Annotated in this window: 23 protein-coding genes; 14 read left to right on the top strand and 9 right to left on the bottom strand. The window is 63.0% G+C overall.

Annotation, left to right across the window (positions count from 1 at the left end):
• Positions 1 to 32 precede the first annotated feature (32 nt).
• Genes NKJ01_RS20430 through NKJ01_RS20415 form a run of 4 tightly spaced genes read left to right on the top strand, consistent with a single transcriptional unit; the run spans position 33 to position 6,906 of the window.
• On the top strand, positions 33 to 1,037 hold the full coding sequence (locus tag NKJ01_RS20430) for an AAA family ATPase (RefSeq protein ID WP_352730466.1): 1,005 nt from the start codon (positions 33 to 35) through the stop codon (positions 1,035 to 1,037).
• The gene (locus tag NKJ01_RS20425) at positions 1,037 to 1,951 is read left to right on the top strand and encodes a DUF58 domain-containing protein (protein WP_352730464.1); all 915 of its coding nucleotides are present in this window, start codon (positions 1,037 to 1,039) and stop codon (positions 1,949 to 1,951) included. The genes NKJ01_RS20430 and NKJ01_RS20425 overlap by 1 nt, the downstream gene beginning before the upstream one ends.
• On the top strand, positions 1,948 to 4,770 hold the full coding sequence (locus NKJ01_RS20420) for a DUF4159 domain-containing protein (protein WP_352730462.1): 2,823 nt from the start codon (positions 1,948 to 1,950) through the stop codon (positions 4,768 to 4,770). The genes NKJ01_RS20425 and NKJ01_RS20420 overlap by 4 nt, the downstream gene beginning before the upstream one ends.
• A 57-nt stretch (positions 4,771 to 4,827) precedes the next feature.
• Complete coding sequence (locus NKJ01_RS20415; protein ID WP_352730460.1) at positions 4,828 to 6,906, top strand: hypothetical protein; 2,079 nt, start codon at positions 4,828 to 4,830, stop codon at positions 6,904 to 6,906.
• Between the two features lie 41 nt (positions 6,907 to 6,947).
• Here NKJ01_RS20415 and clpS read toward each other — a convergent pair whose 3' ends face one another.
• The 4 genes from clpS to NKJ01_RS20395 all read right to left on the bottom strand — a co-directional run bounded on the left by clpS (position 6,948) and on the right by NKJ01_RS20395 (position 8,455).
• The gene (gene clpS, locus NKJ01_RS20410) at positions 6,948 to 7,253 is read right to left on the bottom strand and encodes an ATP-dependent Clp protease adapter ClpS (protein ID WP_023760698.1); all 306 of its coding nucleotides are present in this window, start codon (positions 7,251 to 7,253) and stop codon (positions 6,948 to 6,950) included.
• Between the two features lie 134 nt (positions 7,254 to 7,387).
• The gene (locus NKJ01_RS20405; RefSeq protein WP_352730459.1) at positions 7,388 to 7,693 is read right to left on the bottom strand and encodes a hypothetical protein; all 306 of its coding nucleotides are present in this window, start codon (positions 7,691 to 7,693) and stop codon (positions 7,388 to 7,390) included.
• A 145-nt stretch (positions 7,694 to 7,838) separates the two neighbouring features.
• Positions 7,839 to 8,117 carry a hypothetical protein gene (locus tag NKJ01_RS20400; protein ID WP_023760696.1) on the bottom strand — a complete coding sequence of 93 codons (279 nt, stop codon included), beginning with the start codon at positions 8,115 to 8,117 and terminating at the stop codon, positions 7,839 to 7,841.
• A 38-nt stretch (positions 8,118 to 8,155) separates the two neighbouring features.
• On the bottom strand, positions 8,156 to 8,455 hold the full coding sequence (locus NKJ01_RS20395; RefSeq protein WP_023760695.1) for a hypothetical protein: 300 nt from the start codon (positions 8,453 to 8,455) through the stop codon (positions 8,156 to 8,158).
• Positions 8,456 to 8,688: 233 nt separating this feature from the next.
• Here NKJ01_RS20395 and NKJ01_RS20390 point away from each other — a divergent pair, with 233 nt between their 5' ends.
• Positions 8,689 to 9,405, top strand: coding sequence for a response regulator (locus NKJ01_RS20390; RefSeq protein ID WP_352730502.1), 717 nt, complete (start codon positions 8,689 to 8,691; stop codon positions 9,403 to 9,405).
• Positions 9,402 to 10,808, top strand: coding sequence for an ATP-binding protein (locus NKJ01_RS20385; protein WP_352730457.1), 1,407 nt, complete (start codon positions 9,402 to 9,404; stop codon positions 10,806 to 10,808). The genes NKJ01_RS20390 and NKJ01_RS20385 overlap by 4 nt, the downstream gene beginning before the upstream one ends.
• A gap of 52 nt (positions 10,809 to 10,860) precedes the next feature.
• Here the strand turns inward: NKJ01_RS20385 and choV are convergent, their stop codons facing one another.
• The 4 genes from choV to NKJ01_RS20365 form a co-directional block, all read right to left on the bottom strand.
• Positions 10,861 to 12,042 carry a choline ABC transporter ATP-binding protein gene (gene choV, locus NKJ01_RS20380; RefSeq protein WP_352730455.1) on the bottom strand — a complete coding sequence of 394 codons (1,182 nt, stop codon included), beginning with the start codon at positions 12,040 to 12,042 and terminating at the stop codon, positions 10,861 to 10,863.
• Positions 12,039 to 12,893: a choline ABC transporter permease subunit gene (choW, locus tag NKJ01_RS20375; protein WP_352730453.1), complete on the bottom strand. Its 855-nt coding sequence runs from the start codon at positions 12,891 to 12,893 to the stop codon at positions 12,039 to 12,041. Before choW ends, choV begins: the two co-directional genes overlap by 4 nt.
• 120 nt (positions 12,894 to 13,013) lie before the next feature.
• Positions 13,014 to 13,949 (bottom strand): choline ABC transporter substrate-binding protein, encoded by a 936-nt coding sequence (locus NKJ01_RS20370; protein ID WP_352730451.1) that lies wholly within the window; start codon positions 13,947 to 13,949, stop codon positions 13,014 to 13,016.
• A 37-nt stretch (positions 13,950 to 13,986) separates the two neighbouring features.
• On the bottom strand, positions 13,987 to 14,184 hold the full coding sequence (locus NKJ01_RS20365; RefSeq protein WP_352730449.1) for a hypothetical protein: 198 nt from the start codon (positions 14,182 to 14,184) through the stop codon (positions 13,987 to 13,989).
• A 185-nt stretch (positions 14,185 to 14,369) separates the two neighbouring features.
• Here NKJ01_RS20365 and NKJ01_RS20360 point away from each other — a divergent pair, with 185 nt between their 5' ends.
• From NKJ01_RS20360 to NKJ01_RS20325, 8 genes are all read left to right on the top strand, one after another.
• Positions 14,370 to 14,981 (top strand): thymidine kinase, encoded by a 612-nt coding sequence (locus NKJ01_RS20360; RefSeq protein ID WP_352603515.1) that lies wholly within the window; start codon positions 14,370 to 14,372, stop codon positions 14,979 to 14,981.
• A gap of 126 nt (positions 14,982 to 15,107) precedes the next feature.
• Positions 15,108 to 15,497: a c-type cytochrome gene (locus NKJ01_RS20355; protein WP_352730447.1), complete on the top strand. Its 390-nt coding sequence runs from the start codon at positions 15,108 to 15,110 to the stop codon at positions 15,495 to 15,497.
• 313 nt (positions 15,498 to 15,810) lie between these two features.
• Positions 15,811 to 16,899: a hypothetical protein gene (locus NKJ01_RS20350; protein ID WP_352730445.1), complete on the top strand. Its 1,089-nt coding sequence runs from the start codon at positions 15,811 to 15,813 to the stop codon at positions 16,897 to 16,899.
• A 31-nt stretch (positions 16,900 to 16,930) separates the two neighbouring features.
• Positions 16,931 to 18,076 (top strand): hypothetical protein, encoded by a 1,146-nt coding sequence (locus NKJ01_RS20345; protein WP_352603517.1) that lies wholly within the window; start codon positions 16,931 to 16,933, stop codon positions 18,074 to 18,076.
• A gap of 24 nt (positions 18,077 to 18,100) precedes the next feature.
• Positions 18,101 to 20,011 carry an AAA family ATPase gene (locus tag NKJ01_RS20340; RefSeq protein ID WP_352730443.1) on the top strand — a complete coding sequence of 637 codons (1,911 nt, stop codon included), beginning with the start codon at positions 18,101 to 18,103 and terminating at the stop codon, positions 20,009 to 20,011.
• Between the two features lie 219 nt (positions 20,012 to 20,230).
• Entirely contained in the window at positions 20,231 to 21,529 is a 1,299-nt protein-coding gene (locus NKJ01_RS20335; protein WP_352730441.1) for a DUF6638 family protein, read from the top strand.
• 105 nt (positions 21,530 to 21,634) lie between these two features.
• On the top strand, positions 21,635 to 22,759 hold the full coding sequence (locus NKJ01_RS20330) for a DUF2333 family protein (RefSeq protein WP_023760683.1): 1,125 nt from the start codon (positions 21,635 to 21,637) through the stop codon (positions 22,757 to 22,759).
• 313 nt (positions 22,760 to 23,072) lie between these two features.
• The gene (locus NKJ01_RS20325; RefSeq protein WP_023760682.1) at positions 23,073 to 24,752 is read left to right on the top strand and encodes a formate--tetrahydrofolate ligase; all 1,680 of its coding nucleotides are present in this window, start codon (positions 23,073 to 23,075) and stop codon (positions 24,750 to 24,752) included.
• Positions 24,753 to 24,820: 68 nt separating this feature from the next.
• On the opposite strand, the gene NKJ01_RS20320 is transcribed toward NKJ01_RS20325, so the two are convergent.
• Entirely contained in the window at positions 24,821 to 25,465 is a 645-nt protein-coding gene (locus NKJ01_RS20320) for a cysteine hydrolase family protein (RefSeq protein ID WP_352730439.1), read from the bottom strand.
• Positions 25,466 to 25,565 lie beyond the last annotated feature (100 nt).

Here is a 25,565-nt window from a genome sequence, read left to right as displayed (position 1 = left end):
CAGGTATTTCCAATCACAAGGATCGATGCGGCATGAGCGTAATGGTCAAGGAAAGCCCGATCAGCGAAACGGACATGATCGCCGAGGCCGAGAAAGCGCTGGCCGACATCTCCAGGATCCGCGACGGGGTCGGCCGGGTCATCTTCGGCCAGGAGAGCGTCGTCGAGCGCACGCTGGTGGCGCTGCTCGCCGGCGGCCATGCGCTGCTGGTCGGCGTGCCGGGCCTCGCCAAGACCAAGCTGGTCGAAACACTGGGCATTGTGCTCGGCCTCAATTCGCGCCGCATCCAGTTCACCCCCGACCTGATGCCGTCCGATATCCTTGGCTCCGAGGTGATGGAGCAGGACGAGACCGGCAAGCGCTCCTTCCGCTTCATTTCCGGCCCGATCTTCGCCCAGCTGCTGATGGCCGACGAGATCAACCGCGCTTCGCCGCGCACCCAGTCTGCGCTGCTGCAGGCGATGCAGGAGTACCACGTCACCATTGCCGGCGCCCGCTACGACCTGCCGGCGCCCTTCCACGTGCTGGCGACGCAGAACCCGCTGGAGCAGGAAGGCACCTATCCGCTGCCCGAGGCCCAACTCGACCGCTTCCTGATGCAGGTCGACATCCTCTATCCCGAAATCGAGGCCGAGCGCCGCATTCTGCTGGAAACGACCGGCGTCGAGGACGCGAAAGCCCAGAACGTTCTGCAGCCGGCGCGGCTGAAGGAAATCCAGACACTCATCCGCCGCATGCCGGTACCCGAAAGCGTCGTCGAGGCGATTCTCACGCTAGTGCGCTCGGCGCGTCCGGGCCAGGGCAATGCCGAGACCGACAAGCACGTCGCCTGGGGCCCCGGCCCACGCGCCAGCCAGGCGCTGATGCTGTGCACCAGGGCGCGCGCGCTCTACGATGGACGGCTGGCGCCGTCGACTGACGATGTCCGCGCGCTCGCCGAGCCGGTGCTGCAGCATCGCATGGCGCTGACCTTCGCCGCTCGCGCCGAAGGCACCAGCGTGCGCGACGTTGTGGCGAAACTGGCCAAAGGTATCTGATGGCGCATATCGGCGAGGTCCAGGCTCCGGCAGCGACGCGCGACGCGCTCGCCCGTGGCCGGTTGCGGGCCTCTCTTGTGCCCGACCTGCTGGTCGAGGCGCGGCGCATCGTCAACACCGTGATCGCCGGCTGGCACGGCCGCCGCAAGCGCGGCATCGGCGAGAATTTCTGGCAGTTCCGGCCCTATGTCGAAGGCGATTCCTCGCGGATCGACTGGCGCCGCTCTGCGCGCGACGACCACACCTATGTGCGCGACCGCGAATGGGAAGCCGCCCACACGGTCTGGCTATGGGCAGACCCCTCGCCGTCGATGCTCTACAAGTCCACCGGCGCCAGCGTTTCCAAGCAATCGCGTGCGCTGGTGCTGGCGCTGGCCATGGCCGAGCTATTGTCGCGCAGCGGCGAGCGCATCGCCTGGCCCGGCCTCACCGATCCGTTCACCGCCCGCAACGGCGCCGAGCGCATCGCCGCCCAACTCATGCATGCCGGCGATTTGCCGGCAAAACCCGATCTTTCCGACATCCGCCGCTTCTGCGACATCGTCATTGTCAGCGATTTCCTCGATCCCGTCGAGGAGACGATGGCCTGGCTCGACGTTCTAGCCCGCCACGGCGTGCGCGCCCATCTGATCGAGGTTGCCGACCCGGCCGAGGAAACCTTCCCCTATGCCGGCCGCACCGAATTCACGGATCCCGAGACCGGCGACAAGCTGACCGCCGGGCGCGCCGAAATGCTGGGCGATGAGTATCGCCTGCTCTACACCGCCCGCCGCCACGAATTGGCTGTCTGGTGCAAGCGCCTCGGCTGGAGCTTTACCGTCAACCACACCGATCGGCTGGCTTCCGACGCGCTGGTGCGCCTGCACATGGCGATGACCGCCGATGGCGCCGCTGCCGGAAGGGTCAGCGCATGAGCTGGCTGCCGCTCTCCTTTGGCGCCCCCATGGTGCTGTGGGGTCTGCTGGCGCTGCCGGTGATCTGGTGGCTGTTGCGGCTGACACCGCCCAAGCCGCAGACCGAGATCTTCCCGCCGCTGAAGATCCTGGCGCGCGTCCTGAAGCGCGAGGAGACGCCGCAACAGAGCCCGTGGTGGCTGACGCTGCTGAGGCTGCTGATGGCGGCGCTCATCGTCGCCGCATTGGCCGACCCGGTCTTCAACCCGCGCGAGAAACTGCCGGCCGAGGGTGCAGCCCTGGCTCTGGTCATCGACAATGACTGGGCAAGCGCCGCCGACTGGGGCAAGCGCGTCGCCACCGCCGAGCGGCTGATCGCCGATGCTGGCTCGAACGGCGTGCCTGTCATCATCGCCTTCACCGCCGAAAAAGCCAATGCCGAGATCGGCCCGTTCGATGCCGCCGCCGCGCTCGACCGGCTGCGCGCCGCCAAGCCGCGGCCGATTCCGACCGACCGGCCCGCCGTCTATGCTCGAGTCGCCGGCGTGCTGGAAAGCTTGCCCGGCGCCAGTGTTGCCGTGCTTGCCGATGGACTTGCGGCAAAAGGCGACGAAGCCGCTTTCAACACGCTGTTGTCCAGGAATGCCGCCCGTGTTGTTTGGGCAACCGCCGACAGGCTGTCGCTGACCGGCCTGACCGCCGCCGACAATCAGGTTGACGGCTTTGCGCTTACCGCCATTCGCGCGCCGGGCGATCCTGCTCCGGCGCAGGTCACCGCCGGTGCCTTCGACGACAAGGGCCGGCGCATCGCCGATGCGACGCTGACCTTTTCACCTGGCGAAACCACCGCCACTGGCATTATGGCGGTGCCGTTCGAACTGCGCAACGACTTCGCCTCGGTCGCGCTCGACGGCGAGCGCCAGGCCGGCGCGGTGCGCGTCCTCGACGAAAGCTCCAAGCGGCGGCGCGTCGGGCTGTTGTCGCAGGCCGAGGCCGACCAGGCGCAGCCGCTTTTGTCGCCGCTCTATTACATCAGGCGCGCGCTGCAGCCCTTCGCCGATCTGGTCGAGCCCTCAAGTGCCGATCTCGCCGATGCCATCCCGCAGATCCTCGACCAGAAGCCGGCGATGATCGTCATGGCCGACATCGGCACCATTCCCGCGCAAGTCCGGCAGAGGTTGGTCGACTGGGTCGACAATGGCGGCACGCTGGTGCGTTTCGCCGGATCGCGGCTGGCCGCCGCCGGCAATGACGACGACCTGCTGCCGGTCCGTCTGCGCACCGGCGAACGTTCGCTCGGCGGCGCGCTGTCGTGGACGTCGCCGCAGCCGGTCACCGAATTCCCCAAGGCCGGCCCGTTCGCCGATCTTGCGCCGCCGACGGAGGTCACCGTCAGCAGGCAGGTGCTGGCAGAACCAACCCCCGACATCGTCGAGCGCACCTGGGCGGCTCTTGCCGACGGCACGCCGTTGGTCACCGGGCTGAAGAAGGGGAAGGGCACGCTGGCGCTGTTCCATGTCACGCCCGAGGCGACCTGGTCGAACCTGCCGATCTCGGGCAGCTTCGTCGAGATGCTGCGCCGCATCGTGCAACTGTCGCGCAACCAGGGCGCGGCGATCGCCAATGCCGAAGCCGCCGCCACCTCGCTGGCGCCCTATCGAATGATTGCAGCCGACGGCTCGCTGGTGCCGCCGACGCCTGACGCACGGCCGCTGGTGCCGGGCGCAGGCGCGTTGCCAGTGACGTTCGAGAACCCGCCCGGGCTCTATGGTTCCGAGACGGGTGTGTTTGCCCACAATCTGCTTCAAGCCGACAGCACGTTTGCGCCCCTGGCGCGGCCGCAGATCACGGTTCCCGTCACATCGATCCAGTATGCCTTCGACGAATCGCGCAACTTGAAGGGCCCGCTGGTCGCGGCCGCCCTGGTGCTGATGCTGCTCGACACGCTGGCGGTGTTCTGGATAGGCGGCCTGTTTACCCGCCGACCGCGCCGCTCCGGCGCCGTGGCAACCACTTCTGCAATCCTGATTGCGCTTGGTGTGCTGTTCGGCCATGCCGACCTCGCTCGCGCCGATGACGCCAAGGCGGGCGACGAGGTTGCAATAGAGGCGATTTCGAAGACCCGCATTGCCTATGTGCTGACCGGGGTGCCGGGCGACGATTCGATCAGCCGCGCCGGGCTCGAGGGCCTGACCCGCTTCCTGATCGAGAAGACGGCACTCGAACCGGGCGCGCCGACCGGCGTCGACATCTCCAAGGACGAGCTGTCGTTCTATCCGCTGATCTACTGGCCGATCGATCCGGCTGCACCGATGCCGAGCCAGGCCGCGATCGCCCGCATCGACGCCTATATGCAACAGGGCGGCACGGTACTGTTCGATACGCGCGACCAGTTCGCCAACGGCATCGGCGCCGATTCGACCAGCCCGGCGACGGAGCGGCTGCGCGACATCCTCGGCAATCTCAACGTGCCGCCGCTGGAGCCGGTGCCATCCGATCATGTGCTGACCAAATCCTTCTTCATCCTGCCCGAATTTCCCGGCCGCTTCAGTGGCAGCCCGCTCTGGGTCGAGGCTTCGCTCGACGCCAGCAATGCCGAGAACCGGCCGGTGCGCACGGGCGACGGCGTCTCCCCGATCATGATCACCGCCAATGACTTCGCGGGCGCCTGGGCGGTCGACGAGAATGGCGACCCGCTGCTGCCGACCGTACCGGCGGATCCGATGCAGCGCATCTACGCGCTACGCGCCGGCGTCAACATCATGATGTACATGCTGACCGGCAACTACAAATCCGATCAGGTCCACGTGCCGATACTGCTCGAACGGCTGGGGCAGTAAGATGATGTCTTTTATTGCACCTCCGCGGATCGACCCTCCCAAATGGGAGGGTAAGGAATGAACTGGTCGATCTCCTTCGAACCGCTGATCTCCTGGCCTTGGCTGACCTTGGCGCTGGTGCCGCTGGCGCTGCTTGCGCTGGTCGGCCTGTGGTTTCGCCAGCGCGGCTCGGTCTTTCGCTTCATCGCTCTGATGGCGCTCGCCGCCGCCCTGTTCAACCCGGTGTTCCTCAACGAGGAGCGCGAGCCCCTGAAAAGCATTGTCGCCCTCGTTGTCGACCGCAGCCAGAGCCAGGATATCGGCGACCGCACGAAACAGACCGACGAGGCGCTGGCCGGGCTGCAGGAGCGTCTTGGCCGCTTCAAGCAGTTCGACGTGCGCGTCGTCGAGGCCGGCAAGTCCGAGGCCGCCGAGGAGCGCACCGAGACACGGCTGTTCAGCGCGCTCGATGGCGCCTTCCGCGATGTGCCGCCGTCACGCATCGGCGGTGCCATCATGATCACCGATGGCGAGGTGCATGATGCGCCTCCGGGCGCCCCCGATTTCAACGCCCCGCTGCATGCGCTGATCACTGGCAACGACCACGAAAAGGATCGCCGCATCCGCTTCGAGAATGCGCCGCGCTTCGGCCTTGTCGGCAAGCCGCTCGACATGACCTACCGCGTCATCTCGACCGAAAACGAGACCGGTCCGGTTGACGTGCGGGTCTCTGTCAACGGCGAGCAGGTCGCGGTCGAGCATGCCACCGTCGGCCAGGCCATGCCGCTGCAGGTGACCATTCCCGCTGCCGGCCGCAACATCGTCGAACTCGCCATCGACCGCGAACCGGGCGAACTGACCGACACCAACAACCGCGCCATCGCGCTCATCGATGGCATCCGCGAGAACCTGCGTGTGCTGCTGGTCTCCGGCGAGCCGCATGCCGGCGAGCGCACCTGGCGCAATCTGTTGAAATCCGACGCCTCTGTCGACCTTGTGCATTTCACCATTCTGCGGCCACCGGAAAAGCAGGACGGCACGCCGATCAATGAATTGTCGCTGATCGCCTTCCCGACACGCGAGCTGTTCGTCGAGAAGATCAAGGATTTCGACCTCATCATCTTCGACCGCTACCAGCACCGCGACGTGCTGCCGATCCTCTATTACGACTACATCTCCGAATATGTCGAAAAGGGCGGCGCGCTGCTGATCGCGGCCGGCCCCGAATACGCCGGTGAAAGCTCCATCGCGCGCACGCCGCTGATGTCGGCCCTGCCGGCGATGCCGACGGGCGAGGTTGTCGACAAGGCCTTCTATCCCCGCCTCACCGATCTTGGTCAGCGCCATCCGGTGACGCGCGGCCTGGATGGCTCGGCCGCCGAGCCGCCACACTGGAGCCGCTGGTTCCGCACCATCGGCGTGCAGAACCCGGAAGGCGAGGTGGTGATGAAGGGCGCAGACAACCGGCCCCTGCTGTTGCTCGACCGCAAGGGCGAAGGCCGCGTCGGCATGCTTCTGTCCGACCAGGGCTGGCTGTGGGCGCGCGGCTTCGAAGGCGGCGGCCCGCATGTCCAGCTCTATCGGCGCATCGCGCACTGGCTGATGAAGGAGCCAGAACTCGAGGAGGAGCGGCTGACCGCCGACGGTCGCGGCATGGTGCTGGAAATCCGTCGCCAGACGATGGCCGACGATCCCGGCCCCGCCCAGATCATCACCCCTTCCGGCAAGACCTTGACCGTCAAGCTCGAGAAATCCGAGCCCGGCGTTTTCCTTGGCAGTGTCGAGACAAACGAGATCGGCCTTTATCAGGTTGCCAATGGCGACCTGACCGCGCTCGCCCATGTCGGACCGGTCAACGCACCGGAATTCGCAGATGTCATCTCCACCGAAAACCGGCTGAAGGCGCCGGCGGAAGCCACCGGCGGCAGCGTGCGCCGGCTGGCGTCGTCCTCGACCCTTGGCAGCGACGTGACGCTGCCCTCCATCGTGCCGGTGCGCTCGGCCGGCGCCGCGTCCGGCAGCGACTGGATCGGCCTGCGCACCACGGACGACAGCGTGCTCAAGGCCGTCTCGCGCGTGCCGCTTTTCGGTGGCTTCCTCGGCCTCGGCCTGTTGCTTCTGGCGATGGGTTCGATGTGGTACCGCGAGGGACGGTAGCGCCACCTCCCTTTGTGGGAGAAGGGGGAGAGCGAGCAGCCCTACTCCTCCGGCTCGGTCGTGAACATCAGCGGATAGCCCTTTGCCTTGCCGGCGTCGGTAGCCCGCATCGCCTTGGTCTCGGCGACATCCTTGGTGAAGACGGCGACGACGCAGACGCCGCGCCGATGCGCGGTGATCATCACCCGGTGCGCCTGGTCTTCGCTGAGCTTGAACTCCCCCTTCAGCACCGTCACGACGAATTCGCGCGGGGTGAAATCGTCATTGATGAGGATGACCTTGTAGAGCTTCGGCCGTTCGATCTGCGGCTTGACCTGCACGCGCGGTTTTGTGGTGATTTCAGGCATTGGAACCGACAATTTGCGTGAGCGACGTGACCGCCATTCTGGCACCGGGGAAAGCGGCGGTCCATTTTGATCGACGCGCCAGCCGGTGTCCGGCGGGCGCGGCACTCACTATGTGGGAAACTGTCGGTTGCCGTTCAACGGCCGGGCCGGAAGCGTTTTCCCCCGGCATCCGCCCGGCGTTCCAGGAAGGCTGCGATCGGCCAGGCAATGACGCAGATCAGGGTCGCGCCGCTCAGCACGATCAGCGACCAGGTCTGTGCCGGCGTGATGTAGTCCCAATTGGTGGAAATGACCGGCGCGAAAAGCGAAGGCTCGGTGCGCCCGCTCGCCGGATCCGGCACCGGGCTGGCAGTGAACAGGATAAGTACCCTGGAGATACCGGTGGCAACCAGGCCACCAAGCACCAACGAGCGCAGAATGGACGAAAGCCGCTTCTTCATGCGGATTGTCCTACACAACTGGCGTTGCAAACGGGTTAAGCGCGATCGAGATACGTGTTCAGTTTATCGACCATGCACTTGGCAAAAGACCGTCCCAGCCGATTTACGGCTGGAACGGCCTTGCTGGAACTGACCTCGAAGCTGATCAGGGCTTCTTCGGAGCAGCCTTCGGGGCCGCCTTCGAGGGCGCCTTCTTGACCGGGCACTTGTGCGTCTTGGTCACCTTGCAGACAGTCTTCTTGGCGACCTTTTTCGGAGCAGCCTTGGCGGCAGGAGCGGTGGTCGTCGCGGCAGCGGCCGGAGCGGTGGTCGTGGTGGCAGCAGCCGGCGCAGCGGTCGTGGTGGCGGCTGCGTTGCCGAGAACCGGCATCGAGAAGGCGAGAGCGACGGAGAGGCCGAGGGCGGACAGGAGGGACTTTTTCATGGCTTCGTTTCCTTTTTATGCGGGTCGAATTTCTGATGTCACTGAACCGGGTCGTTCGGTGTCACTCCAAGCAACTTCAAAGCGTTGGCAAGCATCCGGATGCCCTGTGCCTGTTTCTTGGCGGCGCAGTACCGGTTACCCTTTCTCTGAAGTGCCTTTGCCGCGGTGACCTGCGTTGCCGTGGCATGGGTTTCGAGGGCTTCATCAAATTGGTGGCTGAGATTGGCGCACCGTTCGCTCCGAGTGAGCGGCGCCTTTGCGTCCGATTGTCCGGCAGCGGCGGTGACCAGGCCAAGGCCCAGCAACGCACCCAACAAACTGATCGACAACCTTGGCATTGGTTTATCCGTAAACCCGGAGACTAGCGTCGCAGCCGATGACCTGACCGCCACGAGATCAGTTATGCCTTTGAAATTTTTCAGGAGTTTTTCTGAACTGTAGAATTTTGTTTCTGGATTGTGTCTGAGAAAGCCGGTGTGAACCCATCATCACCACTGGCCAACATATGGCCTGAATTCTATCGTGTGGGTGGCGACAGAACGGCTTGGCAATCAACAACGACAGGGCTCAAGTGAAATCCGACGCGCACATACTGATCGTCGACGACGACAAGGGCATTCGCGACCTGCTGCAGGAATTCTTCCAGAAGCGGGGCCTGCACACCTCGGTTGCCGCCGACGGTGTCGAGATGGAGGCCATCCTGCGCCGCGCGCAAGTCGATCTCATCGTCCTCGACGTGATGCTGCCCGGCAAGAGCGGGCTGGAGCTGTGCCGCGACCTGCGCGCCAAGTATTCGACGCCGATCATCATGCTGACCGCCGTCACCGAGACCACCGATCGCGTCGTCGGCCTGGAAATGGGCGCCGACGACTATGTGCCCAAACCGTTCGATCCGCGCGAGCTTTTGGCGCGCATCCGCGCCGTGCTGCGCCGCAATGGCGGCGCCGAGCCCAAGCGCGCCACCACCAGGCAGATCTACCGCTTCGCCGGCTGGACGATGGATTGCTCGCGGCGCCGGCTGATCGCGCCCGACGATGTCAGGGTCGAACTGACCATGGCCGAATTCAACCTGCTGCAGACCTTCGTCAAGAGCGCGCAGCGCGTGCTGACCCGTGACCAGCTCATCGAACTGTCCGGCGGCGATAGCGACTACTCCTTCGACCGCAGCATCGACATCCTGGTCAGCCGGTTGCGACGTAAGATGGAAGACGACCCGAAAACGCCCCAGTTCATCCTGACGGTGCGCAGCGGTGGCTACCAGTTTCTGCCGGAGACGACCTCCGAATGAAACGTTTCCTGCCGCAGACCTTGCCTGTCTGGGTGCTGCTGATCGTCATTGCCGGCCTGCTGATCAGTCAGGTCGCAACCCTCTATATCGTGTCGCGCGACCGCGCCGTCGCCAACGGCATCGTCGACCTCTACCGTCTCAACGACCGCGCCTTTTCCCTGGTGCAGCTGATGCATGACGCCACGCCGGAGCAACGCAAGGCGACGGCGACAGGCCTCTTCAATTCCACTTACGCGCTCACTATCTCGGACACGCCGGCGGTCACCTCGTCGATCGCAAGCGACGACGAACTGGCGGAACTCGAAGACATCCTTGTCGGCCGGCTGTCGAAGTTCGGCATCACCGATGCGCGCGTGCGGCGCGACCCGGCGACGCGCGAGGCCGACGACGCCGACGGCATGGCGCCGGGGCCCGATATCGGCCAGGTCGAACGCGACCTTCTGGTGCTGGCCGCCAACTTTGCCCAGAGCGAGAAGCTGACGGCGTCGCTGCGTTTCGCCGACGGCCAATGGCTGAACTTCACCGAGCCGATCACGCCTGTCGGCCCGATCCTGAGCTTCGACAGTCTGCCGCTCTATTCGCTGATCGCCGGACTGGTGGTGATCATGTCGATCTGGTCGTTGCGCCGGCTGACGGCGCCCTACCGGATGATGGAAACCGCCGTGAACCGGATCGGCAAGGATCTGAAGAGCCCGCCGATCGCTGAAGGGGGCAGCCGCGAAGTCCGTGCCGCCGCCAAGGCGATCAACGCCATGCAGGCCCGGCTGCGCGAATATGTCGAGGATCGCGAACATCTGGCGGCTGCACTTGCGCATGATCTACGCACGCCGATGACCAGAATGCGCCTGCGCCTGGAGCTATTGCGCAAATCGGCGGTTCGCGAGGCGCTGGCGCACGATCTCGCCGATGTCGAGAGCATTGCCAGCTCGGTGATCGACTTCGCCACCTTCGAGGTGACCGAGGAGAAGAACGAGCGCATCGACTTCTGGTCGCTCGTGGAGTCGATCGCCGACGCCTATCCGGACGTGTCGTTCGAAGATGATACCCGCTCACGCGGGCTCATCTGCATGGCCCGGCCGGTCGCGCTCAAGCGCTGCGTCACCAATCTGCTGCAGAACGCGGTCACCTACGGCAAGAAGGCGCATCTCAGCCTCGGCCGGTCGGACAACACGATCCTGCTCACCATCCGCGATGAGGGACCGGGCATACCTCAGGCGCAGATCGACGCCGTGTTCGGCTCCTTCGTGCGCCTCGAACAATCCCGCAACCGCCAGACCGGCGGTCTCGGGCTCGGCCTGACCATTGCCCGCAACATCGCGCGCGCCGCCGGCGGTGAGGTCAGCCTGTCCAACACCCCGGGCGGTGGCCTGCTGACGCAACTGCGCCTGCCGCTGGCGACATAGAACGAGGCGCGCTCAATCGCAGCGCCTTGTCGACTTTGGTATCCGACGAACTTTACCGCCGCAGCACCGCGCTCAACACGTCGCGAATGCCGATGGCGCCGACAAAGCGCGACTGGTCGTCGAACAGCGCCACGGGAGCGGTCTGCGAACGGTGCATGGCCAGCATGACGGTTTTCAGCGACGTGCCGGGATTGGCCCAGAACACCTGCGCTACTTCCTCGGGCTGGGTCTCGACATCGGCGCACGAAACCCACACCGCCGGCTTGCCGTCGCGTTCGGCCGCCGCCACCAGCCCGTGATCGTCGATCTTGAAGCGCGTCGTCTTGCGCCGATCGAGCCAGACCCAGCCATTGTCGCCGTGTTCCAGATCGCGGCGGTCGCGCATCACGTTCCAGGCGGTCAGCACCGACAGCGGGTTCACATTGGCGATGAAGTCGCGGACATAGTCGTTGGCGGGCCGCAGCACGATGTCTTCCGGCGCGCCGGTCTGCACGATGCGTCCGCCTTCCATGATGGTGATGTGGCTGCCGATCTTCAGCGCTTCCTCGAGGTCGTGGCTGACGAAGATGATGGTCTTCTTCAACTCGGCCTGCAATTGCAGCAACTCGTCCTGCAGCTTGGTGCGGATCAGCGGGTCGAGCGCCGAAAACGGCTCGTCCATCAGAAGGATCGGCGCCTCGGTGGCGAATGCACGGGCCAGGCCGACGCGCTGTTGCATGCCGCCCGAAAGCTCATGCGCGTATTTCTTCGACCACTGGTCGAGATTGACCAGCTTGAGCTGGCGTTGCACGCGTTCCTTGCGCTCTAGCTCAGGCACGCCAGCGAGTTCGAGGCCCAGGCCGACATTCTCCTCCACCGTGCGCCACGGCAGCAGGCCGAACTGCTGGAACACCATCGCCACCTGTTTCTGGCGCAGGCGCCGCAAGGTCGCCTCATCGCAAGTGACGACATCGACGGTCTTGTCGCCATCCTTGACCAGGACCTGGCCGCGCGACACCACGTTGAGTCGATTGACCGCCCGCAGCAATGTCGACTTGCCCGAACCGGACAGGCCCATCAGCACCGAGATCTCGCCCTCGTTCACGGTCAGGCTGGCGCCGGCGCAGCCAAGCACATTACCGGTCTTTTCGAGGATATCGGCTCGGCTGGCGCCGGCGTCGATCATCGCCAAAGATCCGGCCTGGTCGGCGCCGAAGACGATATCGACGTTCCTGAAATCAACGGCGACGGTCATTTCTTGCCTCCAACACCGATGCGCGTCATGCGGTCGAGCACGATGGCCAGCACGACGATGGCCAGGCCGGCTTCAAGGCCGAGGTCGATCTTGCGCGAGCCGAGCGCCCGGTTGATCTCGGTGCCGAGGCCGCCGGCACCGATGAGAGCCGCGAACACCACCATCGACAGCGACAGCATGATCGACTGGGTGAGACCGGCCATGATGGTCGGCAGGGCCGAGGGCAGTTCCACCTTCCAGAGCAACTGGCTCTTGGTGGCGCCGAATGCCTCGCCTGCCTCGATGATCGACTTCGGCACGGAGACGACGCCCAGATGCGTGAGACGAACCGATGTCGGGATGACGAAGATGATGGTGACGATGAGGCCGGGCGCGTTGCCAAGGCCGAACAGGGTCAGCACTGGGATCAGGTAGACGAAGGTCGGCAGCGTCTGCATCAGGTCGAGCACCGGCAGCATGATGCGGTAGACCTTCGGCTTGTGAGCCGCCCAGATACCGAGTGGCACACCGATGGCCATCGAGGCGGCGGCAGCGGCAACCACCAGCACCAGCGTCTCCACAGTCTGCTTCCAGAGGTTCTGGTTGAGGATGAACAGCAATCCGAGAAAGACGGCCACTGCCAGGCCTCTCGATCGCTGCAGATAATAGGCAAGCAGCGCAATCAGGGCGATGAGAAGGACGGGCGGTATATGCAGCAGCATATCGACCACGCCGTCGAGCAGGAAATTCAGGCCGCCCGAGAGGCCGCGGAAGAAAGTGTTGAAATTGTCGGTGAGGAAGGTGAAGAACGCTTTGCCCCATTCGCCGATGGGAATCTTGTAACCGACAAAGAATTTTGAAATCGGATCCATCTAGCCCCTCTTTGGCAGTCGCCGTCCTTGCCGGACAGTCATCTTGTCACAGGATATGAAAAAGGGCAGCCCTTTCTATATGGCTGCCCTCGCTCGGGTCATGTCGGATTCAAAATCGGCTCAGCTCCCGAGTGCGGTCTTTACCGCCGCGGCCGCGTCGCCGCCATCGAAGGTGGTCACGCCGGCGATCCACGGAGCGACCGCGTCCGGATGCTTCTTCAACCAGTCGGTCGCGGCCGTGTTGGCGTCGCCGCCTTTGAGGATCGCGTCCATCATCTCGCCTTCCATATCGAGGTTGAACTTCAGGTTGGCGATGAACTTGCCGGCATTCGGGCACTCGGTGGTATAGCCCTTGCGCACATTGGTATGCACGGTGGCGGCGCCGAAGCCGCTGTCGCCCATGCCATCGAGATAGGTGATCTTCATGGCGCCCATCACCGGATGCGGCGTCCAGCCGAGGAACGCGATCCACTCATTGCTCTTCATCGACTGCTCGGCCTGCGTCAGCATGCCGGCTTCCGAGGATTCGACCAGTTCGAAGCCTTCGAGATTGTCCTTCGGGTTCTTGATCATGTCGAGGATGATGCGGTTGCCATCATTGCCGGCCTCGATGCCGTAGATCTTGCCGTTGAACTTGTCCTTGAACTTGCCGAGGTCAGTCAGCGTCTTGACGCCGGCGTCCGCCACATAGGTCGGCACGACGATGCCATAGCCGGCGCCGCTGAGGTTTTCGCTGATGGTCTCGACGGAGCCGTCGGCGGTGTAGTCCTTGATGTCGTTGGTCATCGACGGCATCCAGTTACCTAGGAAGACGTCGAGGTCCTTGTTTTTCAGCGACGCATAGGTCACCGGAACCGATAGCTGGATCACCTGCGGCTCGTAGCCGAGTGCGGTCAGCAGTACGGAAGCGATGCCGGTCGTCGCCTGGATGTCGGTCCACCCGACATCGGAAAGACGCACCGCCTTGCAGCTCGCCGGATCACCGGCGAAGGCAGCGCTCGTGGACAAAAAAGCCGCCAGGCCGAGGCCGGCGACGAAAGAGTTTATACGCGACATAGGTAGTCTCCCATTGTGATTCTTTGGCGAAGCATAGCTACGGTTTCTCTGCCCGCCTTGTTTCGTCAGCCAAACACCATTCTGGTGCGGTTTCAAGCACTAAGGCAATCACGATCAACGGCGCAGACTGGCCAATCAGCGACACGGCTGACGCTTTTGTCTTGCCAGACAGTTTTTCAGGGGCCAGACAGTTTTTTTCAGGAGCGAGGCGGCTTTTTCGGGGAAAGGCTGCCATGGCCCCTCCCCGCACGACACCAAGTCGGCATAAGGTCTGTTTAGATTCAGGTCAGGCCGAGACGAAAATGGTGGGCTCCGAGAACCGGAGCGGAGCGTACTTTGGTACGTGAGCACCGGAAGCGCAGGAACCGCCATTTGCATGCCGGCATCACCTGAATATCAACAGACCGTAAAAAGGGCGGCATGGCTAAGCTCTACTTCCACTATGCAACGATGAACGCCGGCAAGACCACGATGCTGTTGCAGGCGTCGTACAATTATCGCGAGCGCGGCATGGGCACGATGCTGTTCGTCGCCGGCCACTACCGCAAGGGCGATACCGGCCTGATCTCGTCGCGCATCGGCCTGGAGACGGAAGCCGAGATGTTCCGCGACGGCGACGATCTGTTCGCCCGCGTCGCCGATCACCACGCGCATACATCGGTGCATTGCGTCTTTGTCGATGAGGCGCAGTTTCTCGAAGAGGAGCAGGTCTGGCAGCTCGCCCGCATCGCCGACCGGCTGAACATCCCGGTCATGTGTTACGGCTTGCGCACCGATTTCCAGGGCAATCTGTTCTCCGGTTCTCGCGCGCTGCTGGCCATCGCCGACGATTTGCGCGAAGTGCGCACCATCTGCCGCTGCGGCCGCAAGGCGACGATGGTGGTGCGCCTTGGACCTGACGGCAAGGTGGCGCGTCAGGGCGAGCAGGTGGCGATCGGCAAGGACGTTTATGTCTCGCTCTGCCGTCGCCACTGGGAGGAAGAGATGGGCCGCGCCGCACCCGACGACTTCATCGGCTTTATCAAGGGCTGATCGCCCGGCGACCTTGCCCAGGCCCCGATGCAACCCGATCGGCATCTTCCGCAATGCCGCCACGATGCAGCGTTTGTTAAGGCCTCGGTCCTATAAGGCCGCCAGCCAGAACTCTCCGGGTCAGCCATGTTTCGCGCCGCTTCGTCCGCCAGCATTCTTCTCCTTGCCACCGCGCTTGCCGCCCATGCCGGCGGTGACCCGGCCCTGGGCAAGAAGGTCTTCAACCGGTGCATCGCCTGCCATGAAGCTGCCACCGACCGCGACAAGGTCGGCCCGCATTTGATGGGCGTCGTCGGCCGCACCGCCGGTAGCGCCGAGAGTTTTCTTGGTCACTACTCCGAAGCGATGAAGGGTGCAGGCGCCGCCGGCCTGGTCTGGGATGAAGCCAATCTCGCCGAGTACCTCAAGGCCCCCAAGCTGAAAGTGCCCGGTAACAAGATGGCGTTTGCCGGCCTGGCCAACGACGACGACATCGCCAACGTCATCGCCTATCTGAAAGCCGATCCCAAGCCCTGACCCGCTGCACACACGTCTCTGTGACGCCGGCGTTCGCTTCGCATGTCGCCGCCGCTATTGCTGTATTGATTTGCCAACTACAAAGGCATCCCGTGCGCCGTCGTTTTGCGGCATAGAAGTTCAATGGCAGTTGAACTATGACTGACCGGCAGGCTAGTCACGCCATGACCTCGCTTCCATTGCCTTTCAAGACCGTGACCGAATATTTTGTTTTCGGGGCGGGTCTTGTCTTGCGTCTTTCAATCCCAGGATGCCCCACATATATTCGCCGCTGTTCGCGACCAGCGACGTGATGCCGAAGCGGGAGGCCCCAATGGCGACATTGCAGAATTTCGATGCCGAAATTGCCAAGACCAAGCAGGTCGTGCAGGACATGCGCAGCAAGATCGAGCAGTCCGGCACCGTGCTTGATACGCTCGCCACCGCCGACAAGAAGATCGGCGACGCGAATTTCGACATCGAGAACGCCCGCATCGAGGATGTGCTGAAGCAACAGAAGGTCATGGAAGGCAACATCGCCGACCTGATCATCGGGCTGGAGGACGCCACCAACGTCTTCGGCGCCGAGTTCGAGAACATGAAGAACTACACCGGCTGGGAAAAATTCATCGGCGTCTTTTCCAGCCAGAGCAAGCAGCGCATGCGTACCGACCGCGTCCGCAATATGTCGCTGGCCGGCAATCTGCAGGAACTGCTAGTCAAGTCCGACACCATCGTCGGCATCCTGAAGGCCCAGAAAGGGGTCCTCGACCAGCGCTACAAGACTTCCGAGACCAGCCTGTCGCAGGTCATCGAGCGGCGCAAGACCACCATGACCAACCTCGAAGCCGTGCAAAAGCGCATCGAGGAACTCAACCCGATGCTGCTCGACATCGAAAACAAGATCGCCGCCTCGACCAGCCAGAAGGAGCGCACGCAGCTCGAAGGCGAGCGCTCCAAGCTGGCGACGGAATACAACGAAAAGCAAGCCAAGGAACAGGAACTGCTGGCCGAGAGCCAGACGCTCGAGCGCTACACCTCGATGTTCCAGACCTTTGTCGATTCGCTCAACAACCAGATCGCCGCGCAGTCGACGCTGATCAACAAACTGACCATCGATACCGAGCAACGTATCGTCCTCTACAAGGCGCTCGAAGATTCGCTGAAGACCGCCGCCCAGCAGGACGTCGCCCACAAGATCAACACGCTGGGCAGCCAGGTCGACAACACCGCCGAGGAAACCATGGCCGGCATCGGTGCTGCTTCGCAAAAGCACATCGGCGATCTGCTTGAGATGCACGAGAAGAACATGGTCGCCACCGCCGATATTCAGCGCCGCAAGAAGCTGGCCGACGATGCCTTTGCCCGCCGCTTCGACGAGGTGTTGAAGAAGCACAATTCGGCAAATTACGTGCAGTCCTAGGAGTGGCAGAACGGCCCGCGAGCGTACAGGCATGACCCCCGAAAACGAAGCGGCGGCACGGTATTTCTCTGCCATCACGGCCGCGCTCAGCGGCCTTGAAGTGTTCATGCGCGACGATCGCTCGCCGCTCTACCGGCATGGCATCGTCGCCAAGATTGTCGCCGAATACATCGCCCGGCTCGACAAGTCTTTTTCCTGCTGGCGCAATCGGCTGGGCTTCATGGACACTTTCCGCATTTCGCGCGCCGAGAGCGGATTTCCGGTGTTCCAGAACCTGCTCGAACTGGAAAATGACCGCCGCCAGGCGGACGCACGGCTCGCCAACATTCCGCTGGCCGGCGAGTTGCGCGAGGAGATGGCCGACTTCATCCTGCGCCACAAGGAGTTCCCCGAGGCGTTGCAGAAGTCGATGGCCGAACGGCTTTACCTTGAGGACGTGAAGAGCGAAAACACGTTCGGCTCGTTCACACTGGCGCAAACGGCCAAGGTCTCGGTCAACCCGAAGACGGGGCGTCCCTACTATCTCGTCCACTGGGCGACGTTCGACGGCAGTGCCAACCTGCCGCTGGTCTACATGGTGACGGTCGAGGATTCTTCCGAAGACATGGTCCGACAGCTTGTCGACAGAAACGGCAAGCTGAACGAGACGATCGACATCCCGCTGCCGGTGGACGGCCTGCTCAATCCCGAGCTCGCCCATCGTTTCGACGATTTCACCGAGAAGAATTCGGCCTATACGCTGTCGCCGGCGACCATCGCGGTCAACCTCGACAAGGATTTCGAGCCGCTGCATCCCAAGCAGCTGCGCCGCGTCGTGCTCGGTCCATTCTATTCGGCTGGCATCACCGACAACAATTCAACGGTGACCGAAGTGCTCGCCAAGGTGCGCAAGCCGGAAAACGCCTGGCTGCTGACCTGGACCATCCAGGAGGTCTATTCCAAAGCCGAGAAGCCCGGTCGCAAGGGGCTGTTTTCAAGCGAGAAGACGACGCAGGAATTCTTCATCAACACCGACGACCTGGAAGCCGCGCGCCAGGGCGTGTCGAGCTACGAAAACCACGCGCTGATCCCGCACGAAGCCTATCAGGCGCTGTATGCCGTCGGCGAGGCGCAGAAGATTTTTGCCGGCTACAAGGTTCACATCCTGTCCAACGGGCAGGTCATCTCAGACGTCTGACCGTCACACCACGGAGCACCCTTCATGGATACCGGCCTGACCACCATCCCGGAAGCTGCTATCGAGAAGCACCGCGCCACCGCGCAGAGCTTCATCACCCGCATTGTCGTGCTGGAGGATCCGTCACGTGAGTCCGGCACGGCACTTGCCGGCACCAATCGCCGCTTCGTCTCGACCGTCTCGGTCGGCTCGGTGCGCCGCACACGCGAGGTCGAGCTGTCGAAGACCGTCGGCGCCGTCCATCCCGACGATCAGTTGCTGACCATCCCGCAGCACACGCTTCTGTTTCGCGCCCGGCGCGGCACGGCGATCGCGCTCGCAATATCGGACGTTTTTGCTGAAGGCTCGGACCTCGAAAGCCTGCAGGCCAAGAACACCCGCGCCCCGCTCGAGGGCGACGAGGCGTCCATCTTCAAGAAGCTTCTGTCGGCCTCGGCCTACGTCTCCGCCTTCAGCCTCGCCTCCTATCTGTTGCAGTTGATCGACAGCGACGGCGAGGCACCCAACGATATCCCCGAGCCGGATTTCCTGTTCGACACGCCGCAAGATGCGGTGAAGTCGATCCTGGCCGGCCTCGACAAGGCGATCTCAGGCTCGTCCGATGATGCCGATTTGATGACCAGGGCGCGGGCCTTTTCCCACGTCGCCATCGACGGGCTTTTGGCCCGCAAGGGTCGCTTCGACGGCATCGGCCCGTTCGAGAACGCCCATATCCGCATCGATGTCGATGACTTCACCCTCGATGGCTTTGACGTTGCACCGGGCAAGCGCTCCAAGCCACTGGTGATGACCTTCAAGAAGCCGGAGGAGGTCGTCGGCAATCACATCGCCAAATACCAGTCGGTCAAGCTCGCCAAGATGCTGATGGCCTACGACTTCGAGCGCGAGATGAACCCGTTCGTCGAACTCGGCGGCTTCCTGTTCACCTTCATCGGCGACGGCGCGCCCGGCACCGGCAAGACGACGCTGATCCAGATGATCGCCGGCCTCGTCAACGGCTACTGCCAGGTCGCCGGCTATCCGTTCTCCTATGAGAATTTCGGCGTCGACCAGATTTCGTCCTACCAGGGCAAGTCGGGCCAGAACTGCCGTCAGTTCATCAACAATGTCTTGAACCCGCGCGTCATCGGCTTCGGCACCATCGACGACATTGACCAGGTGGCAGCGCGCCGCTCCGACGACCGCGCCTCGGCCGGCCAGCAGGAGATCACCGGCGTCTTGATGGATGCCTTCGCGGGCGCCGCCACCGTGGTGCGCGGCAATTGCTCGTTCGGCATGTTTTCCAACTATCCCGAGAACGTCGACGATGCGTTGCGACAGCGCGCCGGCGCGCGCTGGCTGGTCGACGGGCCGCAGAGCCGCGACGACTACATCGACATCTTCGTGCTGCTTGCCGGCAAGAACCACAAGATACCGCTCGGCGACCACAAGCTCTACGCCGCGCAGGAGGTCCAGCGCGCCGTGACCGAAGCCTATGAGGAGCATGAGAAGCCGAGGGAAGACGGGCTGATGAAGGTCTACGAGCGCTACATGAAAGAGAACGGCGCGCCGAAATCGATGGCCGACATCGGCACCTATCTGCACCTGATCAAGGATGCCGAGCCGCGCTTCACCGGCCGCGCCATCAAGAACGTCACCGACGCCATCAAGATGCGCGCCATGGACATCGAGCTGCCCGACGACTGGTTCGAGAAGCCGGAAGTCTTCATGCACAAGGGCTACGACGAGAAGAAAGCGATGATCGAGGAACTGCGCGGGCCGTTCTCGATGGACATGGTCATGCAGGAGATCAACCGCTACGCCGACAGCGAGTTCCGCTATTCCGACAAGTCCGACGACTCAGCGGTGGAAAAACTGCTGCGCGACGCGCGGCTGCGCGAACGGGCTGCACGGGAGATGGAGGAGATGAAAAAGAAGGGGCTTTGGAATGCGTGAGCTGAGCCGTCCTTCCCTTCTCCCCTTGTGGGAGAAGGTGTCGCCAAAGGCGACGGATGAGGGGTGTTCCAGCTTGGCACCAACAGCGCTCCGGCCAACACCCCTCAACCGTCTCGGCGCTTCGCGCCGATCCACCTTCTCCCACAAGGGGAGAAGGAAGATCCGCGCCCCTCATCCGCTCTTCGGGCACCTTCTCCCCGTGAACGGGGAGAAGGGAAGATGACCAAGAAACCCGACCTTCTACGCGACAACGAGCTGATCTACGGCCGGCTGCTGACGGTCGACGAGTCGCACCTGATCCAGCGCTACAACAAGGCGCTCGCCGCATTCGGCTTGAAGCCCACCAAGCTGAAAAGCTTTCAGATTGACCGCACCGGCTTCTCGCCCGAAGTGGCCGAGGAATGCGGCGACTACGATTATCTCGATCCCAACGAGGTCAACCGCCGCTTCATCATCCTGACGCCGTCGCAGATCGACCTGCCGGTGGTGCATACGGCCTTCTCCAACACCTCGCAGCTGATGTTCGAGTTCATGTCCAAGAACCAGCGCGCCATCGACGCGCTGACCATCAAGGACGTGATCTACGGCGAGATCGAGGATTCCATTCCGAAGGTCAACGACATCGAGGATTTGCTGTCGATCAACCAGGTCGAGTTCAAGGTGCTGTCGGCCGAGGATGTGCTAGGCAAGGCCGCCGAGCTCGGCAAGCTCGTCGACCGGCTTAGGCAGGAGCCCGACGCCTGGCGCGACAACGCCATGCTGACCCGCATGGTGGAGCTTGCCAAGATCTGCGGTGACATCCGCGAAAACGCGCTGGTGCCAGACCAGGTGATCTTCCGCCACAGCGCCTATTGGACCAGCCATTTCGGCGGCCTCTACGTGTTCGTCGACCCTGATATGACGACCGTGATCAGCGATCCGGCGGCTCCCGGTTTCCGCCGTTCGCGACCGTGGCAAGTGAGCTATATCTCGATCAGCGACGCCGACAAGGTGTTCAAATTCCTCGCCACCACCGGGCGGATCGAGCTGCCGCGTGCCTCCTGGGTCGAGACATCGGGCTATCTCGAGCACCGGGCCGAGATGGTGGTGCGCGCGCTGATCCGCGACGCCGACCCGAACCGGAACCTGACCGACGTCGACAAGGTCTGGCTGCAGACCTGGATCCAGAGCCATGCCGACCTGATCACCGAAGACGGCAACTTTCCCTTTCTCAACGCCGCCAAGCGCGAGATCGCCCAGCTCGGCCACCTCAAGATCGAGGATGTCCCCCCGCAGCAGCGCTTCCTGGTGATCCGCGCCAAATCAGAACATCCCGACGCCTGGCTGACCAACCGGCTGATCTCGGATTTCGTGCCGTCGGATTTCGTCTCGCGCTACATCTTCAACAAGGACGGCTTCTACAGGGACTATGACGGCTTCAGCGACGCCTGGCGCTCGCATGTTGTAGACGTTCTCAAAACCACATATTTGAAGGACAAGGTGGCGTTTCGCACACGCCTCTATGGCCTGACCGACTAGAACGAAATGAACTGTCACGTCGTTCTAACTTACTGTTTTGGCGCATGATGTTATCCAAAAAGTCTGCAATTTTTTGGCATCATGCTTTGAGGGGATAATATTGCCATGCTCGATCCGATCGTGAACTTCTTCACCCGGATTTTCCAGTGGATCGGCCGCGGCATTGGGCTTGTGATCGGCGCGATCCTGTGGCCGTTCCTGTGGGCCGGGCGCTGGTATACGCAGCGTGGCTGGATCCTCAAGGCGGCGCTCGGCCTGGCTTTGCTGGTGCTGATCGGCCTCTACGCCAATTTCTTCTACGCCACCCAATGGTGGAACAATTTCAACCCGAACTACCCCGACACATACACTTTCGAGAAACGCAACGTCTCCGCCGGCGAACAGGTCTCGGCGGGCTCCGGCACCGACACGGCCAAGACCTGCGGCAACTCCGGTATCGCCCAGGTGGCGGCCGACCTGACCGATTTCAACGTCAACCAGAATGCCTGGATCTCGTCGATGATCCTCTACAAGCTCGGCCTGTTCGGGATCGACTGGGATAACACGCCGTGGATGGACAACAAGGCCTCGTTCCAGCGCGGCATCAACCAGGCGGTGCGGCGCACCGCAACCGAACTCGCCGACAATCTCGGCCGTGTGCGCACCACCTCGCAGATCGACAGCGATCTGCAGAATGCCCGCGGCAATCTGCAGTTCGACGAGGAGACCTGGTATTTCGGCCTGAACCCGTTCGGCCCCAAGACGCCGACACCAAGCTACTATCGCGACGCCGTCCGCATGCTGCGTTCCTTCAACGCTCGCCTTGCCACCTGCCAGGCGACGTTCGACGCCCGCGCCGACAATTTGAAACAATATATCGACCGTATCTCGTCCGACATCGGCTCGACCTCGGCGATCCTCAAGGAACGCGCTGAAAACCACAACAATGGCTGGTTCGATTTCCGCGCCGACGACCGTTTCTGGTTCGCCTATGGCCAACTCTATGGCTATTACGGGCTGATGAAGGGTGCCCAGGCCGACTTCGACGACGTCATCAAGGAAAAGCATCTGCAGAACCTGTGGGACACGATGGACTCGCAGTTCGTTTCGGCGCTGCGCATCCAGCCCTTTATCATCGCCAACGGCCGCGAGGACGGCTGGATCCTGCCAACGCACCTGACGACAATGGGCTTCTACGTGCTCAGGGTGCGCTCCAACATGGTCGAAATCAGCAACGTGCTGACTCAGTAGCGCTGTTCCGTTGGGCACCACGCGATGGCGAATTTGTGCCGTCGCCTCTGTCGCATTCCGTGCATTGTGCGGCTGTTTTGAGACGGCGGCGCGACGCGTCCTCTGGCTTGTATACGGCGCGGCAACGGAGCCAGGAAGAACCGATGACAGGTCGGCCGGTCCGCAGAGGAATTTTCTCTATAGGAAACATAGTTGCATGCAAGTTGACGCCGCGGCAGCGAGAGGGTTAGAACATGCCCGCGCCCGGTTCCAACCTGCTTGCGAGTGACATCAAACCCGTCCCCTCCACCGTCCAATCCAGAGGAAAGCCGTCATGGCCGAAGTGAAGTCCGACATCGAGATCGCGCGCGGCGCCAGGAAAAAGCAGATCCAGGAGATCGGCCAGAAGATCGGCATCCCGACCGAACATCTGCTGCCCTATGGCCACGACAAGGCCAAGATCTCCGCCGAGTTCATAAAGTCGGTGAAGGGCAACAAGGATGGCAAGCTGATCCTCGTCACCGCCATCAACCCGACGCCGGCCGGCGAAGGCAAGACGACGACCACGGTCGGCCTCGGCGACGGCCTGAACCGCATCGGCAGGAAGGCGATCGTCTGCATCCGCGAGGCCTCGCTCGGCCCGAACTTCGGCGTCAAGGGCGGCGCTGCCGGCGGCGGTTACGCGCAGGTCGTGCCGATGGAGGACATGAACCTCCACTTCACCGGTGACTTCCACGCCATCACCACGGCGCACAACTTGCTTTCGGCGCTCATCGACAACCACATCTACTGGGGCAATGAGCTCGGCATCGACACCCGCCGCGTCGTCTGGCGCCGCGTTATGGACATGAACGACCGTGCGCTGCGCGAGATGATCTGCTCGCTCGGCGGCGTCGCCAACGGTTTTCCGCGCGAGGGCGGCTTCGACATCACCGTCGCCTCGGAAGTCATGGCGATCCTTTGCCTGTCGACCGACCTGAAGGACCTTGAAAAGCGCCTTGGCGACATCATCGTCGCCTATCGCCGCGACAAGTCGGCGGTCTATGCGCGCGACCTCAAGGCCGACGGCGCCATGGCCGTTCTGCTGAAGGACGCCATGCAGCCGAACCTGGTGCAGACGCTGGAGAACAACCCGGCCTTCGTGCATGGCGGCCCGTTCGCCAACATCGCGCATGGCTGCAACTCGGTCGTCGCCACCACGACGGCGCTCAAGCTTGCCGACTACGTCGTCACCGAAGCCGGCTTCGGCGCCGATCTCGGCGCGGAAAAGTTCTTCGACATCAAGTGCCGCAAGGCTGGGCTGAAGCCGGCAGCAGCCGTCATTGTCGCCACCGTGCGCGCCATGAAGATGAATGGCGGCGTCAAGAAGGAAGACCTCGGCAAGGAAAATGTCGAAGCGGTGAAGAAGGGCTGCGCCAACCTTGGCCGCCACATCGAGAACATCAGGCAGTTCGGCGTGCCGGCGGTGGTCGCCATCAATCACTTCTATTCCGACACCGACGCCGAGATCCAGGCGATGAAGGACTATGTCGCCTCGATGGGTGAGGAAGCCATCCTGTGCAAGCACTGGGCCCACGGCTCGGCCGGCATCGAAGACCTCGCCAACAAGGTGGTGGCGCTGGCCGAATCCGGCGCTTCGCAGTTCGCGCCGCTCTATCCCGATGCCATGCCGCTGTTCGAGAAGATCAACACCATCGTCCAGCGCATCTATCGCGGCTCGGAGGCGATTGCCGACAAGTCGGTGCGCGACCAGCTGCACGCCTGGGAGCAGGCCGGCTATGGCCACCTGCCGGTATGCATGGCCAAGACCCAGTACTCGTTCTCGACCGACCCGAACCTGCGCGGTGCGCCGACCGGTCACACCGTGCCGGTGCGCGAGGTCAGGCTTTCGGCCGGTGCCGGCTTCGTCGTCATCATCTGCGGCGAGGTTATGACTATGCCCGGCCTGCCCAAGGCTCCGTCCTCGGAGAAGATCTTCCTCAACGAAATGGGCCAGATCGAAGGCCTGTTCTGAGACTTAAGTCTCGACATATCAAAAGGGCGCCGCAGCGATGCGGCGCCCTTTGCATTTTCCGCTGATGCTTATGCGGCGCTCCGCGACAGCGCCCGCTGGTTGGAGCCGACGATCGTGTCACGCTCCGGCAGCGCTCCTGTCTTCAGGCACTCGACCCATTCGGCGGTCTTGAGCACGGCGGCGAAGCGCGACTGCAGGATGATCGTGACCACGCGGTGGATCTCCTCAGCCGAGGCGTAGCCGGCGCTGTTGGCGTATGGCACCGAGCCGGTGGCGTCGGACAGGAACTCGACGGCGAAGCCCATATGGACGGCGTGGATGATGGTCGACAGGTCGCAATTATGCGTCATGTAGCCGACCACCGTGATCGTATCGATGGCGTTGGCATGCAGCCAGTCCTCGAGGTCGGTTCCGGTGAAGGCGGAGGGCAGGTTCTTTTCGACATAATGGTCGCGACTGCGCCTGGCGATTTCGGGATGCAGTTCGCCGCCATGGCTGCCCTTGGCGAAGATCGGCGATGTCTCGGGCGCCATCTGCTTGACGACCGCCACCTTGATGCCGGCGGCTGCGGCGGCATCCATGGCCCGGGCGACGTTGACCACGCTGTCGCGGAATGGCGGATGCTGGATGGCAAGATTGCCGCCGTCATAGTCGTTCTGGACATCGATGACGATCAGCGCCCGGCGTGGCGTGGTGTTGGCTGGGTCAGACATTGTGTTTTCCTTTCCGGCTTGAATGCGATCGTCCGAAAATAGGCAGGCTGCCAAGCCATCGAAAGTGTCCCGATTGACATCATTCGAAAGAATTGGGACA

It is taken from the genome of Mesorhizobium sp. M0276, assembly GCF_040321755.1.
GTDB lineage: Bacteria > Pseudomonadota > Alphaproteobacteria > Rhizobiales > Rhizobiaceae > Mesorhizobium.
Note: the sequence above shows the minus strand (reverse complement) of the source record. Positions and strands in the feature narration are given on the sequence as shown.